Below are 17,547 nucleotides of genomic sequence, written 5' to 3'. Positions count from 1 at the left end.
CGTGAAACAAAGTGCTTATCATCAAGCCAAACGCCTCGCCAAGGCACTCGATGCCAGTGAACTCCGCGCCATGCACGACATCCTGACCATCTACAACGGCATGGCCGTCGTGCTCATCGCCGGCTTCATGAGTATCACACAATTGAAAATTATCCAGACCATGAACGCCCATACCTTTTTGGCACAGCTGCCGAGCCTGCCTCTGCCGCCCGCTGCCATCCTGATCGATTCGGCAGGGGCATTCCTGCTGCTCGTCCTGCTCGGCTGGCTTTACCGCGAGGGGCCCCTGCCTGCCGTCATGCGCTATATCTGTCTGGGGCTGGAAATCATCGTCTGCGTCATCATCATGCGCAGTCTGAATCTCGCCTATGACGGCGTTGTCCTGCTCGTCGTGGCGGATCTTTTGCACCGCTATTCCGGACGCCACCAGCTCATCCTGCTCACCGTGGCCATGATGGGCCTTTATGCCATCGTCGACTACAACCTCGCGTCCTTTACCAACCATCTGTCCCCTTTTGACGCCTACACCTCTTACTATGCGGTGGAGCCGCGTGCCTGGATTATCACCGTTCACCACGGCCTGACTTCCATCAATCTCATTCTCTTCGTCTTTTACCTGACTTTGCTCATCCGGCAGAATCATCAGGAAAAACAGCGCATCGCCAGCCTCAATGCCCAGCTCGAAGAGGCCAACACCCGTCTGCGGGCGTATGCCATCGAGGCAGAATCCATGGCAGAGACACGCGAACGCAACCGTCTGGCGCGCGAAATCCACGATACGCTCGGCCATGCCCTCACAGGCATAGCCGCCGGCCTCGATGCCACGAACATCCTCATGGATATTGCCCCCGACAAAGCCAAGGAGCAGCTTGTCAAAATCAAGGAGATTGCCCTGCGCGGTCTCAAGGACGTGCGCCGCAGCGTCAAGAAACTGCGGCCCGACGACTTGGAACAATTATCCCTCAGGCAGGCCATCGAGCACATGATTGCAGAATTTGCCGATTCGACCAGCATGAAAATAAAATTTGATGTACTGCAGTGGCCGGAACGCCTGCGCCCCGACCAGGAGGAGGTACTTTACCGCGTTGTGCAGGAAGGCATGACCAATGCCCGCCGTCACGGCCATGCCGAGCATCTCACCATTACGATTGGCTCTCGGCGCGGCATCGTCTATCTCGTGCTTGCCGACGACGGCTGCGGCGTCGATACCAGAAAGCTGGAAAAAGGCTTCGGCCTGCGCCATATGCAGGAACGCCTTGCCCTGCTGCATGGCAAACTTCGTTATTGGAGCGACCAGGGCTTTACTCTTGAAGCCATCTTACCGGAAAATGAGGAGGCATCCAGATTCTTATGAATACCAAAAAAATCAAGGTCATGATTGCCGATGACCAGGAACTCATACGCGAGAGCCTGAGCATCGTGCTTGGCACCAACGCCGATATGGCGGTCACCGGACTCGCGGGCAACGGCCGCGAGCTTCTGGAACTCATCAAAAAAAATCCTCCCGACGTCGTGCTCATGGATGTGCGCATGCCGGAACTTGACGGCGTCGAGGCCACCCGCGCCGTCAAAGCCCAATGGCCGCAGGTGCGCATCATCATCCTCACGACGTTTGATGACGACGAATACGTCTTCAATGCCCTCAAATACGGTGCGAGCGGCTACCTTTTAAAAGGTGTCTCCGTGCCGGAGCTCAGCAATGCCATCCGCACGGTCGCTCAGGGCGGCGCCATGATCAATCCCGGCATCGTCGCGAAGGTCGTCAAATTCTTTAACCAGATGGCACAGTCGAGCCTCGCAACCGACCCCGAGGACACGAAGGGCATCGAAGTCCTGAACCGGACAGAGCGCAACATCGCCCTGCTCGTCGGCCGCGGCCTCTCGAATAAAGAAATCTCCGGCAGACTTTCCCTCTCAGACGGCACCATCCGCAACGGACTTTCCTCCGCCCTTGCAAAACTCGGGCTGCGCGACCGCACGCAGCTGGCCATCTGGGCCGTGCAGACGGGACTTGCCAACGGCGAGGTCACGCCATGAGAGAGCAAAAACACGGATTGCAAAGATTTCGACGGCCCCCACGCTTTCTTTTGGGGCTGCTTTTTGCCTATCTCTTCGTCTTTCTGGCACTCTGCAAGATGGAGCCCCAGCCCATCATCCTGCGCATCGGACTCTTTGCCGGCAGCAATTGGGACGTTCCCCAAGGCAACAGCTATGCCTACATCGATGAAGTCATCGCGAAATTCGAAGCCGAGCATCCTAATGTCAAAGTCGTCTATCAAAGCGGCATCCGCAAGGAAGATTACAGCGAATGGCTCGCGGGCAGGGCTCTGGCAGGCGAAATGCCGGATCTATTCCTGATTCCGCAGAATGACTTCAATCTTTATACGAACCGCGGGGCCCTTGCCCCCTTGGATACGTTAGCCAAGGATGATACAAATTTTGAACTTGCTGACTTTTATCCGACGCCGCTCGCCTACGGACGCAGCAGCGAAGCGGGCCCCCTTTATGCCCTGCCCGTCGAATGCGTGCCAAGGCTGATGTTCGTCAACCGGACACTCCTCTCACGCGAGGGCATTCCCCTGCCCGATGATGACTGGACATGGGACGATTTCTTGTCCATCTGCCAAAAAGTCACGCGCGATACAGACGGCGACGGCCGCCTTGACCAATTCGGCGTTTACGGCTACACGTGGCAGGATGCTGTCATCACCAGCGGACAGAAACTCTTTCGCGCCGACGGCAAGGCTTCGTACTTTGCCAATCCGCGCATTGAAGATGCCATTCGCTTCACGATTGCCCTGCATCAGACGCAGCAGGGACAGACCGTACAGGAGCGCGATTTTGACCTCGGACACGTTGCGTTCCGCCCGTTCAGCTTTGCGGCCTACCGCACGTATCAGCCCTATCCGTGGCGCATCAAAAAAGCGACGAATTTCGAATGGGACTGCATCCGCCTGCCGCGCGGGCCTGAAGGAAAAAATACCTCGCCGATTCAGACGCTCTTGATGGGCATCAGCTCGCAGACAAAACAGCGGCAGCTGGCTTGGGAATTTTTGAAAGCAGTCTGCTACGAAAAGGAAAACCAGCAAAAGCTCCTGACCCTCTCCGCTGCCCTGCCCGTGCGCCGCGGCATCATCGAGAACACTTCATCTGCCGAACTTTTCGGCCCTGCCGCCGACGAAAAAAGCGGCCGCAGCCCTCAGGCTGTCAGCCGCGTCATCGAGGAAGGTTCCCTCCCCGACCGTTTTCCGCAGTACAGCGAAGCCATCCTGCTCGCCGACCGCGAAATCCAAAAACTCATTCAGGGCAGTCTCACAGAGACCAACGCCATGAACCGTCTGCAAAAAGAAGTTAACGACCTGCTTCTTAAATAGTCCGGATGAACGAATGAGACAATGATTCCATGCTTTTTCAGATACGCATAGATGCCATCCTCTTCATTCGAGCAAGTGACTGCCGTCGCCGCTGCTTTGACTTTCTCCGGAGCGTTGCCCATGGCCACGCTCGTGCCGGTATAACGGAGCATCTCAAGGTCATTGTAGTTGTCGCCAAAGGACAGCGACTCCGCTGCTGTCAGGCCGTAATGCTGCAGCATAACCTCAATGCCGCTCGCCTTTGTCACGGACTTGTCCATGATTTCGAGCAGGGTGGAAAACGAACGCACGATATTTAAGGAAGGAAACAGCGCCTGCAGCTCCTTCTCGGCCCGCTCGCAGTCATCCGGCTCCATCATCATGAGGATTTTGTGCGGCAGAATGCCCTTTTGCAGGCAGGCGGCAAAATCCGCTTTTTCGGCTTTGGCCTCCGTGATCTCCATCTCAAAAACGACGCGCGGGTCTTGTACGTCTTTGACATACCAGTGATGACCGGCATAGTAATTGATGGTCGCATCGGGAAAACGGCTTCCGGCCTCTTTGATAAAAGCAGCAGTCACATCTTTTTCCATGACGGTACTTGCAAGCGTCTCGCCTTCTTTCGTCAGCACGAGCGCTCCGCTGTAGCAGATCAGGGGAATCGTGATGCCCATCTTTTCTGTGATGGGATAGATTGCTTCCGGCATGCGGGCCGAAACCAGTACAAAGGGAATATCTTGTTGCAAAAGCCCCTTGACGGCCTCTTCCGTACGCTTTGTCACATGCTTGTCATCCGTCAGCAGCGTCCCGTCGATGTCCGAGAATACAATCTTTACCATGTCGCTTCCCCCAAATCTTTTTAATACAAGCCCTTGTTCATGCCCCGCATGGGCGTTTCAGCCAGCCTGCTGTGCATCTTCGGCAAGGTCATGAATCATTTCGAAGCTGAAAGAGCCGGCAAGGCCGTAATACTTGATGGCCAACGGCAGATTCATGCCGCTCACGACTACCGAGCGTTCTGCAAGACCCGAACGCGCCAGCAGCAGCCGCACCTCATGGTCAGCCGTGCTGCCAAACGTATCCGTCAGGAAGATGAAATGCTCATCCGGATTTTTCCTGAGGTCACGGCTGAGGGCAGCGGCCAGCTGACGTACACTTCTTTCATAATACGGCTGTATAAAGTCGATTGCCGTGACATCCGGCTGGTCAAAATAATGCGTAAGGGCATCTTTCAAAGCAGAAGCAAGGCATTCGTTGGCTACAAAATAGAGTTTCATGATAAAGTCCTCCTTATTATCTTGATAACCTTTAAAAATTCACCTTGCGCGCTCAGTGGTGTTTTTTCTTTCTGTCTGTATCATAGCAAATACCGCATCGTTCTGCCAGCAAAATACGCCATTTTTTGTTGTAAAAAACGGGAAAATCGGCCATAATTTGTTTTTAACAACATAATTGTAATATAGAAACAAGGAAAAGAACAATCGTCAGACAATATAAGAGGTGATTTCCCATGCATACCCGCGAACGCCGGACGGCCCTGCTGAGCATCATCAAGGAACGAAAGAAAGTCAACGTTACAAAACTTGCAGAGGAACTTGACGTCACGACCATGACAATACGGCGCGACCTCAAGCGGCTGGCCACAGAAAATATCGTGACGCTCGTACATGGCGGTGCCATTTACAACGAAGGAGGCCTCGCGCTGGCCTCGGTCGGCGCGCGGGCGCTCCTGAATCAGCGTGACAAGAATGAACTTGGCAAATACTGTGCCGGCCTTGTACAGGAAGGCAATGCCATTTACCTCGACTCGGGTTCGACCTGCATGAGCATCGCCGCGGCCCTGTCGGGGCGCAAAAACATTGCCGTGCTGACAAATTCGCTGGCCGTGATGAACATTTTGGCCAGCAGCTCGGGCCTGCAGCTCTTCTCGATGGGCGGCATCTTCGATTACGGCACGAATGGTTTCTTCGGCGACCTTGCCTGCCGCACAATTCGCGGCTTCCGCATCGACCTCGCTTTCTTGGGCGTCAGTTCCCTCTCTTTAGAAGGCGGCGTCATGTCGCCAACGGCGAACGATCAGGCCCTCAAAAAAACCTTGTTTGAAGCCGCCCGCCGAAAAATCGTCGTCGTCGACCACACAAAAATTGGCCGTGAATCTTTCCTGCGCGTCGCCGACCTGCGCGAAATCGACACACTTGTGACCGACAAAAAGGCGGACAAAGATTTCATTGCCGGCGCCCGCCGTCAGGGTGTCGAAATCGTACAGATTTGAAAAAAGAGCAGATGCCTGTTTTTCCGGCAGGCATCTGCTCTTTTTTGCTTCTATTATATTTATTAGCAGGAATCAGCCTACGAGCTCGTAGCCGGCATCCTCGATGACCTTGCGGAAGTCCGCTTCGGCGATGTCATGCGTAGCCTTGACATCGGCTTTGCCGCCTTCGAGGTCAACCGTGACATCCGTGACACCGTCCATCTTGGCGAGAGCATCGTGAACGTGTTTCTGGCAGTGTGCACACATCATGCCTTTAATCGTAAGGGTCTTTTCCATTTTAATCTCTTCTTTCTTTGCATTTTGTTCGCTTGCCGCAGGTGCAGCAGCTTTTTCTTTATCAGAGGAAACGGCAGCAGCCGTTTTTTCTGCAGGAATTACAGAAGCGCTGTGCTCTGTCTTGAAGAAACGCAGGCGCAGGGCGTTCATGACGACGCAGACGCTCGACATGCTCATCGCGGCAGCGCCGATGACCGGCGACAGCTTAATGCCGAAGGCCGGATAAAGGATGCCGGCGGCGAGCGGAATGCAGATGACGTTGTAAATGAGCGCCCAGAACAGGTTCTCCTTGATGTTGCGGAGTACGGCCTTCGAAAGGCGGATGGCACTGACGGCGTCGAGAAGGTCGCTCTTCATGAGCACGGCATCAGCGCTTTCGATGGCGACATCCGTGCCGGCGCCAATGGCCATGCCGAGGTCTGCCTGCGCGAGGGCCGGGGCATCGTTGATGCCATCGCCGATCATCGCGACGCGGTGGCCTTCGGCCTGCAGCTTTTTGATGTGCTCGGCCTTGTTTTCCGGCAGGACGCCGGCAATGACCTTCGGAATGCCCATGCGGCGGCGGATGGCCTCCGCCGTGCGCGCATTATCACCCGTGAGCATGACGACGTCAATGCCCATCTCCTTGAAGCGTGCGATGGCCTCCTTGCTCGTCGGTTTCTCGACATCGGCGGCAGCAAGGATGCCGATGACATGATCATCCTCGGCAAAAATCAACGGCGTGCAGCCATCGTCGGCCAGAGCAGCCAGATGACTTTCATAGGCAGAGAGGTCAATCTGATTCTCTTCCATGAGTTTGGCATTGCCGGCATAATACATATGGCCATCGGCCTGTGCCTTAACGCCGCGGCCAAACAGCGCCGAAAAATCCTCCATGACCTTAGGCGCCGCGCCTTTTTTCTTGGCATAATTCATGACAGCCTCGGCCAGCGGATGTTCACTGCCCTGCTCAAGGCCGGCAGCGACGGCGAGGAGCTCCTGTTCCGAAATACCCACAGCCGTGACATCCGTGACCTCAGGACGTCCTTCCGTGATGGTACCCGTCTTATCCATGACGACCGTGTCGACGGACTGCGCGACTTCAAGGGCTTCGCCCGACTTAATCAGGATGCCGTTTTCAGCGCCCTTGCCTGTACCGACCATGATGGCGACCGGCGTAGCAAGGCCGAGGGCACACGGGCACGAGATGACGAGAATGCAGATGGCGATGGAAAACGCGAATTCCACGCTCGCGCCCATCGCGAGCCAGATGCCGCCGGCAATCACGGCAATCGTGATGACGGCCGGCACGAAGACACCGGCAATCTTGTCGGCCGTGCGGGCAATCGGCGCTTTTGAGGCGCTGGCCTCATCGACAAGGCGGATGATCTGGCTGATGGTCGTATCCTGTCCGACGCGGTCCGCGCGGAAATGGATGAAGCCCTGCTTATTAATGGTCGCCGACGTGACTTTGTCGCCCTGCTGCTTTTCGACCGGAATCGGCTCACCCGTGATGGCCGACTCATCGATGCTCGTCGTGCCCGACAGCACAACACCGTCAGCCGGGATGCGTTCGCCCGGACGCACGACAATCTCATCGCCCGCCACGAGCTGCTCGACCGGCACAACCTTTTCTGCGCCGCCGCGCACGACCGTTGCCTGTTTTGGTGCGAGGTCCATGAGTTTTTCAAGCGCCTTGCTCGTCTGGCCTTTGGCACGGGCCTCAAGGTACTTGCCGACCGTAATCAAGGTGACAATCATGCCGGCCGACTCAAAGTAAAGATTCGTGCTGTACTCCATGACGAGAGCCATGTCGTTATGGCCAAAGCCCCAGCCCATGCGGAAAATCGCAAAGGCACCGAAGAGGGCCGCAGCCATCGAGCCCATGCCGACGAGGCTGTCCATGTTTGGCGCGCCCTGAAAGAGATTGCGGAAGCCCGCAATATAATAGCGGCGATTGAGGTACATAATTGGCAGCACGAGCAGGAACTGCGAGAACGCAAACGTGATGGCATTTTCCGGGCCGTCAAAAATCTGGCTGACAATCTGCGGCACGGGCAGGCCAAAAAGCTTGAAGAACAGCCCGTGCATCGAGATGTAAAGCGTTGGGATAAGGAAAACGACCGACCAAGTCAGACGGTGCTTCATCTCGGCAATGCTCTTCTTGACAGGGTCTTCCTGCGGCCCTGCTGTTTTTGCTGCCGGCGCACCTTTGACAGCAGCGCCGTAGCCGGCATCGACCACGGCTTTGATAATGGCCGCAGGATTTGTTTTGCTTTCATCGTACTTGAGCTGCATGCTGTTGGTCAGCAGATTGACGCTGACATCCTGCGTGCCCTCGACTTTCTTGACGGCCTTTTCGACGCGCGCGGAGCAGGCCGAACAGGTCATGCCTGTAATCGTAAATTTTTCTTTCTTCATCTTGGATTTCAGCCTCCTTGGTGGCTATATGGGAAAATACAAGTCATTTCATGACTTTCTGCAAAGTCGCGACGAGCTCGTCGACGACTTCGTCATGGCCCGCGCGGATATCATCGACCACGCACGATTTGATATGCTGCGCGAGCAGTTCTTTATTGAAGGCATTCAGGGCCGACTGGATGGCGCTGACCTGCGTGAGGATATCGACGCAGTAACGGTCATCCTCGACCATCTTGCAGACACCGCGGACCTGACCTTCAATGCGCTTGAGGCGCGAAACAAGGCATTTATACTCCTTGCTGTCCTTATCGCGGTATTTGTGTCTGACACAGCCGCTGCAGGACTTTTCCTGCACGCCTTCGGCAGCATCTGCTATTTGACATTTTTTATCTTCACATGCACACATGAAATATACCCCCTAACGGTATTTAATATATACCATGAGGGGGTATCTGTCAAGCAAAAAAATATCTCCCGACCAGCGGGAGAAAAAATCAGCCTTTATCCATCGAGTGGATGATGACGTCCGTAATAATCTGCGTCCAGTTAATGCCATTGCCGCGGCTGCCGCCATTGTCTGATTCGCGCGGCTCCTGTGCCGGCGGATTTTTCGCGCGTTCGGCTGCCAGTCTGGCCGTGCGCAGGTCATCGGCAAGCGCCATGTCCTGTTTATCCGAGTAATTCCATGCCGTCTCAAGCTCACGCACGGCATCGTCGTAACGCCCTTCATCATAATAGATCAGACCTTCGTACTGATGGCTGCGCCAGATGGGGTATGTCTTATTGTCATGCGTGGTATTGTCAGCGGCACTGAGGTCTTCAAGAGCTTCATGCATGCGGTTGAGACCGTAATACGCGCGGCCGCGCAGACAGTAGGCGTAGGCACGCGGATTGCCTTTGACGCTGCGGTCTTCAAGGAGATTCGTCAGTTCGTCGATAGCCCTCGTGTACTCGCTGCGCTGGATATAGCCCATGCTGCGGTCAAAAATCTTGCCGTAATCGTAATTATTTTCGAGCTCCGTGCCGATTTTCTGCTTTTCCTGCCCATTGGCCTTCTTGTATTCCTGCAAAAGCTCCTCATTTTGTTTTTTCAAGGCATCGCGTTCCTTCTGCAGCTTCTCGACCTCCGCTTTATTCGCCATGATAGCCTGCAGATTGATGTTGTCCGTATCGACTTCAGCCGTCAGATGAACGGTGTATTTCCACGTTGTCCCCGAGATCTCCGGTATGGAATCCTCCTTGATGACCTTAAGCACCGCACCCGAAATCATCTTGACATCGTCTTCCGTCAGCTGCAGATTCTTAGTACGCGAATAGCTCTCGACATAGACACCGGCTTTTTCCACGGCCGCGCGCATGGCTTCCTGACGTGCCGCATCGCGCGCAATCTTCGGCGAGTCATTGTCCCCCATGACGTAAACACCGGTCGCTTCAATCGTCTGCGGCGCTGCCTCGGCCGCCGGAGCCCCCGCCCACAGGCAAAAGAGAGCGCAGAGCATAAGGCACATCTGCCCAATCTCTCGTATCATATCAACACCATCCTTCACAATAGTGTACACTGCCAACTACTTATCTACTATTATAAAGAGATTGCCCTGCCTTTCCAATTAAAATCGGTTAAATTTCCGCTGCTTTCCTGCCCCCTGCAAAAAAAATCACAAAATCGAAAAAAAATGATTGACACACAGGCCCAAAATCGATATACTATATCTTGTCAGTTGCGACAAGCGACAGATGCTGATTTAGCTCAGTTGGTAGAGCAGCTCATTCGTAATGAGCAGGTCGTAGGTTCGAATCCTATAATCAGCTCCATATTTCGCTGATTTAGCTCAGTTGGTAGAGCAGCTCATTCGTAATGAGCAGGTCGTAGGTTCGAATCCTATAATCAGCTCCATCTGGAACATCAGGCTTTCGAGAAATCGAAAGCCTTTTTTATTTTCTATAAGCATCCATTGAAAACAGCAGAATCGTCCAGTCATTTTGCCAGTAAAGATGGGAAATCCTTATTTTACAGGCGTTCTTTCTCTTTACTTTTTGCGGAATCGTGAAGGAAATTGTCCAAAATTTAGTCTATCATAGAACCGTAGTCAGAGAGGCGGCAGATATGGCCGCCAAGACTCACTGACAATTTTTTTTGCAAAGTAACGTTCTATGTAAAGAGGAAAAAGATATGGAACTCATTTTGAACCTTCTCCACCCGCGTGAAAAACACGCCGTATACTCGCGCGAACGTCTCGTGCGCACTGCCGTTTTCGCCTTTGCCCTGACGCTTATGGCATCTTCTACTTCCCTGCTGCGTCTGAGCCTTTTCGGCAACGACCCGTTCTCCTGCATGAATCTTGGGTTCAGCCTTGTCTCGGGGCTCAGCTTTGGCACCTGTCTCTCTATTTTCAATGTATTGGCCCTGGTCCTGCTCTTTTTCTGCGGACGCCGCTATATCAGCATCGGGACCTGGATTTATTTATTTGCCCTCGGACCGATGGCCGATGTCAGCTACAATCTGCTCGCGCCATTCCTGACGGTCGGCACAGCTGACCTCATCGGACGCAGCCTGCTGCTCATCTCCGGCATTCTCATTTCCACCTTTGGCGTTTCCCTCTATATGTGCTCGGCCATCGGCATGGGCCCATACGACGCCATCAGCTGGATCGTCGAAGACCGCACAAAGGGCCGTATTCCCTTCCGTTATGCGCGCATCGCGCTTGATGTAACGGCTGTCATCATTGGCTTTGCCTTCGGCAGTATCGTAGGACTCGGCACGCTCATCATGGCCTGTGGCACAGGACCTCTGATTTCCTTCCACAGCCGCCATTTCAGCCGGCCGCTCCTGCAGCATCTGCTGAATGTAAAATAAAAACCCTTCTCATACCTGCTGCCTTCCCATTTGCAGCAGGATTTTTTCTTGCACGGCGAGAATTCATCAACAAAACAGAAACAAAAAGCTTCTATATTATATCGAAAGAAGATGATTCCCATCGGTCTCTCCATCGACATCAAAAAGCCGGAGCCTTCCCCCTTTGAGCAGGAACCCGCGCTCATCGGCTTTTACCACTGGCCGGAAAGCATCCGTGCCATGCATGCCCACGCCGATTACATCGAATTGAACTTCATTCTGTCCGGCAATGCCACGTATATTGTCGGCAACGACCTCTGCCATGCACAGGCCGGCGATATCGTCGTTTATGACAGCGGCGTGCTGCACGACGAAAATCTCGCCCTGCATCAGCTGATTGACACCTGCTGTATTGCCGTACGCGGATTGAAACTCCCGCAGCAGCGTGAAAATACGATGCTGCCATCCAATGTTCAGCCCTGCATTCCCTGCCAGACCATCGCCGGGGAGCTGCGCAGCCTCTTTTCCATTATCAAGCAGAGCCTGCTGCACCCGCACGGCTATCACACGGCCGATATGGCCGCGAAGACCATCGTGCATCTCGTTTACGATGTCATGCAGGAGCGCGCGGCCACGACGACGCGCAAAGAAAATTTTCTTGTGCAGGAAGCCCTTGCTTACATTCACTTGCACTATACTGCAAATCTTCATGTCACCGATATTGCCCGTGCCATACATGTCAGCCCCGACTATCTCACGCATATTTTCCGCAAAATGACGAATTACACCGTCATCCAGTACATCCAGCGCCGCCGCATCGGCAAGGCACAGTCCCTGCTCATCTACACGGATATGTCGCTTCTCGAAATCGCCTCCCGCACGGGCTTTGATGATTCCAATTACTTCAGCCGCGTCTTTCATAAAATCGCCGGCGTCCCGCCCATGCAGTTCCGGCGCCTCTGGCGCGAGGCCTCCAGCCCGCAGGCCGCCAAAAAATAGAGCAGGATAGTTCAAGTTTGCAGCCCTGACCGCACCTATAATAAAGACATAGATGAAATTCCGTTTCTTATCATTTATTATGTATTGAGGGGGACTTACTATGTCAAAGACTGAAGATGTCGCTTTTGCCATTATTTCTGCTGCCGGCGATGGCCGTGCCAAAATCGCGCAGGCACTCAAAGAAGCACGCCGCGGAAATTTCGGCGTTGCCGAAGACTGCCTCAAAGAAGCCGATGAGTATCTGCTCAAAGCCCACAAACTGCAGACCGAAGAACTCCTGCAGAAAGAAGCCAACGGCGAACTCAGCGGCCCGTTCAACGTCCTCGTTTCCCATGCGCAGGATTACGTCATGACGGGTATGGCCATGAAGGAAATGGCTGCCGAGATCGTCAACCTCTACACGCAGATCCGCGCAAAATAAGCAAAACAACACCCGCTAAAAAGACAAACCTCTTTATGAAACAGCAGCAGAAATCTGCTATACTTTTTCATAGGGAGGTTTTTTCTATGCTCGGATTAGTCGAAATACAAAAACAGGAGCCTTCGCCATTTGAACAGGAGCCGGAACTCTGCGGCATTTATCACTGGCACGAAGGCTGCCGCTCCATGCATCAGCATGAGAACCGCATCGAGCTCAACTTCATTTACAGCGGCAATGGCACGCATATCGTCGGCGGCGAAATCTGCAATACCCAGCCGGGCGACGTGCTCATTCACAACAGCCATGTCCTGCACGATGAGAGCATGATGCTCGATAATCAGGTCAATGCCTGGTGCATTGCCATCAAACATCTGAAACTGCCCGGCATGCGGGAAAATGCCCTGCTGCCCGATGGCATGCACCCGCGCGTTCCCTGCCAGAGTGCCGCAAATATCCTAGGGGAACTCTACCCCATGATTCATCATTATGCCCTGCAGCCTCATGGCTACCAGACTGCCAATTCACTGGCCCGCGCCGTGGTGCTCATCGTTCATCAGCTGATTCAGACCAACGCCGTCGCAGCGACAAAAGAAGACAACGAGCTCGTCAAAGAGACTGAAGCGTTCATCGAAGAGCATTATACCGAAAATATCACGCTCTGTGACATCGCCGCCCACGTCCACACCAGTGAATCGTACATCTCGCATCTTTTCAAGAAAGTCACCCAGTATTCTCCGCAGCAGTATGTCCTGCGCCGCCGCATCGGCAAGGCACAGTGCCTGCTCGTCTACACGGATTTGACTCTGACGGACATTGCCTATCGCGTAGGGTTTGAAGACTCGGGATATTTTTCCCGCGCGTTCAAGAAAGTCATCGGCATGCCGCCAAAACTTTATCGCCAAAAATGGCAGGCCTCTTCCATTGGCTCCACGCCATCCGACATCCATATTTAAAAATTCGTCTTTCCCCTCCTGAACTTTCTTTCAGGAGGGCTTTTCTATGCCGTTTTTTGCCTCAATAGCAGGATTGTCCAATTTGACACAATTCAAAGCTGCGGCACGGGCGTATTTACAGAAAAATGATACGTCATGATTGCACAAATCGATTCAAGTTTGTTTCTTCGTATTATCCTATAATATAACCATAAAAGATAAACAACACGCCAAAACATACAAGGGCATGAAACGTTGAAAGGAGATTTTCATCATGAAAGACGGAATGTTACAGCTTGGACTCATCGGTACGGGTGCGATTGGCCGCACGCATATTGACCGCATCAACAACACGCTGCAGGGCGCACGCGTGATTGCCGTTTCCGATGCTTTCCCAGAGGGCGGCAAAAAAGCAGCAGCACAGTTTGGCTGCGAATTCATCGCCGACGGCGAGGCTTTGATCAACGATTCGCGCATCGATGCTGTCATCGTGACGACGGCAGACCCGTACCATGCACAGTACGTAAAAGCTGCAATTAAAGCCGGCAAATACGTTTTCTGTGAAAAACCGCTGGCACCGGAAGCAGAGGTCTGCAAAGAAATCGTTGACCTTGAAATGAAAGGCGGCAAGCGCCTCGTACAGGTTGGCTTTATGCGCCGTTATGATTATGGCTACCGTCAGCTCAAGCAGTATATCTCCGAGAGAAAATTTGGCGAACCCCTGATGCTGCACTGCGCACATCGCAATCCGAGCGTTCCGGAAAGCTACGATACGCCGATGGCCGTCGAGAATTCCATGATTCACGAAATCGACGTCCTGCGCTGGCTGCTCGGTGAAGATTATGTTTCTGCCGAAGTTGTCTTCCCGAAGAAAACGCGCCATGCCCACGAAAAACTCCAGGACCCGCAGATCATGTACCTGACGACGAAATCCGGTGTCCGCATTGATGTCGAAGCCTTCGTCTGCTGCGGCTACGGCTATGATATCAAATGCGAAGTCTGCTGCGAGGACGGCATCATCAGCCTGCCGGAGCCGTCGAATGCCATGATTCGCGCCAACGCTTCCCGCATTTATCCGATTTGCTCCGACTGGTCCGAACGCTTCGTTCAGGCCTACAACACGGAATTCCAGGAGTGGATCAACGGCGTAAAAGCGGACCACATCACGGGACCGAGCGCCTGGGACGGTTATGCCGGCCAGGTCACGGCAGCTGCAGCCTCCAAAGCCCGCGACACACAGACAAAAATCAGCATCGAACTGCCTGAGACGCCGGCTTTCTACAAAAAATAAATAAAGCATTGCAGTCAAAAGCCGCCCTGCGTCTCCTTGACCACGACACAGGGCGGCTTTTCTGAAATACGGATGCTATGATAATTTGCTTACAAGGGAATTGAGAAAAGATAGAATAGCAAATGATTTAAGGGGAGTGAAATAAATGACATCCGAACAAATCAGTCCAGCCGCCAAACGCTTTATTTTTACGGTTATGATTACTTCGACTCTTGGCGGTTTGTTATTTGGCTATGATACCGGCGTCATCAATGGTGCCCTGCCTTATATGGCACAGCCGGACCAGCTCAATCTGACACCGGCACTTGAGGGCTTCGTCGTTTCGGCCCTGCTTTTGGGCGCGGCTATCGGCTCCGTCACGGGCGGCCGCATCGCCGACCTCATGGGACGCCGCAGAATGATTCTGGCTCTCGCCGTCATCTTCTTTTTTGCGGCTCTTGGCTGCACACTTTCGCCAACGGTCTACGTCATGCTGCCGTGCCGTTTCATCCTCGGCCTGGCCGTCGGCGGTGCTTCCGTCACGGTTCCTGTTTATCTCGCTGAAGTAGCTCCTGCCGACAAACGCGGCCGCATGGTCACGCAGAACGAACTCATGATTGTCTCCGGCCAGTTTCTCGCCTATATCTGCAATGCCATCCTCGGTACGCTTTTTGATGGCACGGGCCATGTCTGGCGTTACATGCTCTTTTTGGCCACGCTGCCGGCCCTCGCCCTGTTTTTCGGCATGCTGAGAATGCCGGAAAGCCCGCGCTGGCTCGTGTTAAAAGGTAAGGTCAGCGATTCTCTCGCCATACTCAAAAAGCTGCGCGGCTCTCAAAATACCGCAATTGCCGAACTCAATGATATTCAGGATAACATCGCCCAACAGGCTGCCATCAAACAGTTCGGGTGGAAGGATTTGAAACGCCCCTGGGTGCGTCATATCCTGTTCATCGGCATCGGCGTTGCCGTCGCGACCCGCTTCACCGGCGTCAACACCATCATGTTCTATGGCACACAGATTCTCACCGAAGCAGGTTTCGGCCGTCAGATTGCCCTGATCGCCAATGTCGCCAACGGCCTGACTTCCGTGCTCGCCACGTTCGTCGGCATCTGGCTGCTCGGCAAGATTGGCCGCCGCACCATGTTTCTCACAGGCATCTGCGGCACGATGTTCGCCCTGATTGTCATTGCCCTTTCTTCTATTTATCTCTCTGGGTCAACGGCTCTGCCTTTCATCGTCCTCTCGATGACGATTTTCTTCCTCGCTTTCATGCAGGCCTGCATCGGCCCTGTTCTCTGGCTCATCATCGCTGAGATTTTCCCGCTGCAGCTTCGCGGCCTCGGCATGGGCATCTGCATTTTCTTCCTCTGGATTGTCGACTTCTGCGTCGGCACGGCCTTCCCGATTCTGCTTTCGGCTATCGGCCTCGGCGCTACGTTCTTCTTCTTCGTCGGCGCCCTGATCATCGCCTTCATCTTCGTCAAGACCTGCGTGCCTGAAACAAAGGGCAAGAGCCTCGAAGAAATTGAGCGCTATTTCCGCAGCCTCTATCCGGATAAAGATGAAAAGCAGAGCACACTCAAAGCCTGAATTCTTCTTCGTATTTTGAATTTCAATCTATCAACATAAAATCATAAGATTTGGAGGTATCATCATGCAACTTTCCATCTGCACCGATGTTTTCGGCAAAATTCCGTTTACGGAGATGCTCGATAAAGTCAAAGACTATGGCCTCGATGCCATCGAGCTCACGACCGGCGGCTGGGGCGGCTGCTTCTTCGTCCCGTCTGCCGAAGAACTCGTCAAGAATGCCAGCAAGCGCAAGGCCTTCCTGAAGGAAATCGAAGCGCGCGGCCTTAAGATTTCAGCCCTGAACTGCTCGGGCAATCCACTTGTCAACAACGCCATGGGCCGCGCCCACAGCAAGACCATCCACGATACGGCCGAACTCGCCGGCCTGCTCGGCGTCAAGACGATCGTCACGATGTCGGGTCTTCCCGAAGCAGCACCTGGCGACACCACGCCGAACTGGATCACCTCGACCATTTCCTGGCCGGACTTCAATGGCCGCAATTACATGCGCGACGCTGTAAAATACCAGTGGGAAGTGGCGGGCAAATGGTGGCAGGAATACGCTGCCTTCGCCAGGGAAAACGGTGTCGAGAAAATCGCCATCGAGGAATTCCCGTGCCAGCTCGTCTACAATGTGCGCTCGCTCAAGAAACTCATCGAAGTCACGGGATCGGAACTCGGCAAAATGATTGGCATGAACCTCGATCCTTCGCATCTGATGATTCAGGGAGCTGAGCCGATTGCCGCCGCCCGCGCCCTTGGCGATAAGATTTTCTACGTCCATGGCAAGGATGCCCGCATCGAGCGCGGTCTTGCCGATGTCGACGGCCTGCTCGAGAATCTGCCGGTCGACCAGTCGGCAAAACGCACCTGGAACTATGTCGGCGTCGGCTGCGGCCGCGACCTGCAGTGGTGGAAGGAATTCTTCTCCGTAGTCCGCATGATGGGCTACAACGGCTATGTCTCCCTTGAAATGGAAGACCTCACCATGAGCACGGAAGCCGGCCTTGCCACCTCCATTGATGCTCTGAAACAGACCATCAGCCGTTAATCTCTCTTGATTAACGCTCCAACTTTTGACTTCCCAACTTTTATCGCTTTATTTTGTAAAACCCCGCTTTATTTCCTTTCGACAGGGACTCGTTCCCTGTCTTTTCTTTTGACCGTTTTGCAGCGGACCTATGTTATAATGAAGGAAAGATATTTTTGTTATTT

General features: G+C 53.8%; 16 protein-coding genes and 2 tRNA genes. 13 read left to right on the top strand and 5 right to left on the bottom strand.

Features of this window, described 5'->3' with window-relative positions; translation table 11 throughout:
• The first annotated feature begins 1 nt into the window (after nucleotide 1).
• Genes ACI4OH_RS00770 through ACI4OH_RS00760 form a run of 3 tightly spaced genes read left to right on the top strand, consistent with a single transcriptional unit; the run spans nucleotide 2 to nucleotide 3,374 of the window.
• On the top strand, nucleotides 2–1,354 hold the full coding sequence (locus ACI4OH_RS00770) for a sensor histidine kinase (protein WP_439783944.1): 1,353 nt from the start codon (nucleotides 2–4) through the stop codon (nucleotides 1,352–1,354).
• Entirely contained in the window at nucleotides 1,351–2,037 is a 687-nt protein-coding gene (locus ACI4OH_RS00765; protein ID WP_439783943.1) for a response regulator, read from the top strand. Before ACI4OH_RS00770 ends, ACI4OH_RS00765 begins: the two co-directional genes overlap by 4 nt.
• Nucleotides 2,034–3,374, top strand: a complete 1,341-nt coding sequence (locus ACI4OH_RS00760; RefSeq protein WP_439783942.1) for an ABC transporter substrate-binding protein — start codon at nucleotides 2,034–2,036, stop codon at nucleotides 3,372–3,374. Before ACI4OH_RS00765 ends, ACI4OH_RS00760 begins: the two co-directional genes overlap by 4 nt.
• Here the strand turns inward: ACI4OH_RS00760 and ACI4OH_RS00755 are convergent.
• Both ACI4OH_RS00755 and ACI4OH_RS00750 read right to left on the bottom strand, forming a co-directional pair.
• The gene (locus ACI4OH_RS00755; RefSeq protein WP_439783941.1) at nucleotides 3,302–4,192 is read right to left on the bottom strand and encodes a Cof-type HAD-IIB family hydrolase; all 891 of its coding nucleotides are present in this window, start codon (nucleotides 4,190–4,192) and stop codon (nucleotides 3,302–3,304) included. The genes ACI4OH_RS00760 and ACI4OH_RS00755 overlap by 73 nt on opposite strands.
• Nucleotides 4,193–4,249: 57 nt before the next feature.
• Complete coding sequence (locus ACI4OH_RS00750; RefSeq protein WP_432647494.1) at nucleotides 4,250–4,630, bottom strand: PTS sugar transporter subunit IIA; 381 nt, start codon at nucleotides 4,628–4,630, stop codon at nucleotides 4,250–4,252.
• Nucleotides 4,631–4,863: 233 nt separating this feature from the next.
• Here ACI4OH_RS00750 and ACI4OH_RS00745 point away from each other — a divergent pair, with 233 nt between their 5' ends.
• Nucleotides 4,864–5,625 carry a DeoR/GlpR family DNA-binding transcription regulator gene (locus ACI4OH_RS00745; RefSeq protein ID WP_432647495.1) on the top strand — a complete coding sequence of 254 codons (762 nt, stop codon included), beginning with the start codon at nucleotides 4,864–4,866 and terminating at the stop codon, nucleotides 5,623–5,625.
• Between the two features lie 72 nt (nucleotides 5,626–5,697).
• Here ACI4OH_RS00745 and ACI4OH_RS00740 read toward each other — a convergent pair whose 3' ends face one another.
• From ACI4OH_RS00740 to ACI4OH_RS00730, 3 genes are all read right to left on the bottom strand, one after another.
• On the bottom strand, nucleotides 5,698–8,301 hold the full coding sequence (locus tag ACI4OH_RS00740) for a heavy metal translocating P-type ATPase (protein ID WP_439783940.1): 2,604 nt from the start codon (nucleotides 8,299–8,301) through the stop codon (nucleotides 5,698–5,700).
• Between the two features lie 43 nt (nucleotides 8,302–8,344).
• On the bottom strand, nucleotides 8,345–8,707 hold the full coding sequence (locus tag ACI4OH_RS00735) for a metal-sensing transcriptional repressor (protein WP_439783939.1): 363 nt from the start codon (nucleotides 8,705–8,707) through the stop codon (nucleotides 8,345–8,347).
• 88 nt (nucleotides 8,708–8,795) lie between these two features.
• Entirely contained in the window at nucleotides 8,796–9,830 is a 1,035-nt protein-coding gene (locus ACI4OH_RS00730) for a hypothetical protein (RefSeq protein WP_435721444.1), read from the bottom strand.
• Between the two features lie 207 nt (nucleotides 9,831–10,037).
• Here ACI4OH_RS00730 and ACI4OH_RS00725 point away from each other — a divergent pair.
• From ACI4OH_RS00725 to ACI4OH_RS00685, 9 genes are all read left to right on the top strand, one after another.
• Nucleotides 10,038–10,113: transfer RNA gene (locus ACI4OH_RS00725), tRNA-Thr, on the top strand.
• Nucleotides 10,114–10,119: 6 nt separating this feature from the next.
• Nucleotides 10,120–10,195, top strand: a tRNA-Thr gene (locus ACI4OH_RS00720).
• 276 nt (nucleotides 10,196–10,471) lie between these two features.
• Nucleotides 10,472–11,155 (top strand): YczE/YyaS/YitT family protein, encoded by a 684-nt coding sequence (locus ACI4OH_RS00715; RefSeq protein ID WP_435721445.1) that lies wholly within the window; start codon nucleotides 10,472–10,474, stop codon nucleotides 11,153–11,155.
• Nucleotides 11,156–11,266: 111 nt separating this feature from the next.
• Nucleotides 11,267–12,133, top strand: coding sequence for a helix-turn-helix transcriptional regulator (locus ACI4OH_RS00710; RefSeq protein ID WP_435721446.1), 867 nt, complete (start codon nucleotides 11,267–11,269; stop codon nucleotides 12,131–12,133).
• A 100-nt stretch (nucleotides 12,134–12,233) separates the two neighbouring features.
• Nucleotides 12,234–12,554: a PTS lactose/cellobiose transporter subunit IIA gene (locus tag ACI4OH_RS00705; protein WP_432645920.1), complete on the top strand. Its 321-nt coding sequence runs from the start codon at nucleotides 12,234–12,236 to the stop codon at nucleotides 12,552–12,554.
• 86 nt (nucleotides 12,555–12,640) lie between these two features.
• Nucleotides 12,641–13,507, top strand: coding sequence for an AraC family transcriptional regulator (locus tag ACI4OH_RS00700; RefSeq protein WP_432645921.1), 867 nt, complete (start codon nucleotides 12,641–12,643; stop codon nucleotides 13,505–13,507).
• A 253-nt stretch (nucleotides 13,508–13,760) separates the two neighbouring features.
• Complete coding sequence (locus ACI4OH_RS00695) at nucleotides 13,761–14,777, top strand: Gfo/Idh/MocA family protein (RefSeq protein WP_432645922.1); 1,017 nt, start codon at nucleotides 13,761–13,763, stop codon at nucleotides 14,775–14,777.
• A gap of 145 nt (nucleotides 14,778–14,922) precedes the next feature.
• On the top strand, nucleotides 14,923–16,350 hold the full coding sequence (locus ACI4OH_RS00690; RefSeq protein WP_432645923.1) for a sugar porter family MFS transporter: 1,428 nt from the start codon (nucleotides 14,923–14,925) through the stop codon (nucleotides 16,348–16,350).
• A 64-nt stretch (nucleotides 16,351–16,414) separates the two neighbouring features.
• Nucleotides 16,415–17,383, top strand: coding sequence for a sugar phosphate isomerase/epimerase family protein (locus ACI4OH_RS00685; RefSeq protein WP_432645924.1), 969 nt, complete (start codon nucleotides 16,415–16,417; stop codon nucleotides 17,381–17,383).
• Nucleotides 17,384–17,547 lie beyond the last annotated feature (164 nt).

This window comes from Mitsuokella apri (assembly GCF_051886055.1).
Classification (GTDB): Bacteria; Bacillota; Negativicutes; order Selenomonadales; family Selenomonadaceae; genus Mitsuokella.
Note: the sequence above shows the minus strand (reverse complement) of the source record. Positions and strands in the feature narration are given on the sequence as shown.

Excerpts from the sequence above, each read along its gene's own strand:
- ACI4OH_RS00765 (WP_439783943.1), top strand. The coding sequence starts at position 1,351 with ATGAATACCAAAAAAATCAAGGTCATGATTGCCGATGACCAGGAACTC.
- ACI4OH_RS00760 (WP_439783942.1), top strand. The coding sequence starts at position 2,034 with ATGAGAGAGCAAAAACACGGATTGCAAAGATTTCGACGGCCCCCACGC.
- ACI4OH_RS00755 (WP_439783941.1), bottom strand. The coding sequence starts at position 4,192 with ATGGTAAAGATTGTATTCTCGGACATCGACGGGACGCTGCTGACGGAT.
- ACI4OH_RS00750 (WP_432647494.1), bottom strand. The coding sequence starts at position 4,630 with ATGAAACTCTATTTTGTAGCCAACGAATGCCTTGCTTCTGCTTTGAAA.
- ACI4OH_RS00745 (WP_432647495.1), top strand. The coding sequence starts at position 4,864 with ATGCATACCCGCGAACGCCGGACGGCCCTGCTGAGCATCATCAAGGAA.
- ACI4OH_RS00740 (WP_439783940.1), bottom strand. The coding sequence starts at position 8,301 with ATGAAGAAAGAAAAATTTACGATTACAGGCATGACCTGTTCGGCCTGC.
- ACI4OH_RS00735 (WP_439783939.1), bottom strand. The coding sequence starts at position 8,707 with ATGTGTGCATGTGAAGATAAAAAATGTCAAATAGCAGATGCTGCCGAA.
- ACI4OH_RS00730 (WP_435721444.1), bottom strand. The coding sequence starts at position 9,830 with ATGATACGAGAGATTGGGCAGATGTGCCTTATGCTCTGCGCTCTCTTT.
- ACI4OH_RS00715 (WP_435721445.1), top strand. The coding sequence starts at position 10,472 with ATGGAACTCATTTTGAACCTTCTCCACCCGCGTGAAAAACACGCCGTA.
- ACI4OH_RS00710 (WP_435721446.1), top strand. The coding sequence starts at position 11,267 with ATGATTCCCATCGGTCTCTCCATCGACATCAAAAAGCCGGAGCCTTCC.
- ACI4OH_RS00705 (WP_432645920.1), top strand. The coding sequence starts at position 12,234 with ATGTCAAAGACTGAAGATGTCGCTTTTGCCATTATTTCTGCTGCCGGC.
- ACI4OH_RS00700 (WP_432645921.1), top strand. The coding sequence starts at position 12,641 with ATGCTCGGATTAGTCGAAATACAAAAACAGGAGCCTTCGCCATTTGAA.
- ACI4OH_RS00695 (WP_432645922.1), top strand. The coding sequence starts at position 13,761 with ATGAAAGACGGAATGTTACAGCTTGGACTCATCGGTACGGGTGCGATT.
- ACI4OH_RS00690 (WP_432645923.1), top strand. The coding sequence starts at position 14,923 with ATGACATCCGAACAAATCAGTCCAGCCGCCAAACGCTTTATTTTTACG.
- ACI4OH_RS00685 (WP_432645924.1), top strand. The coding sequence starts at position 16,415 with ATGCAACTTTCCATCTGCACCGATGTTTTCGGCAAAATTCCGTTTACG.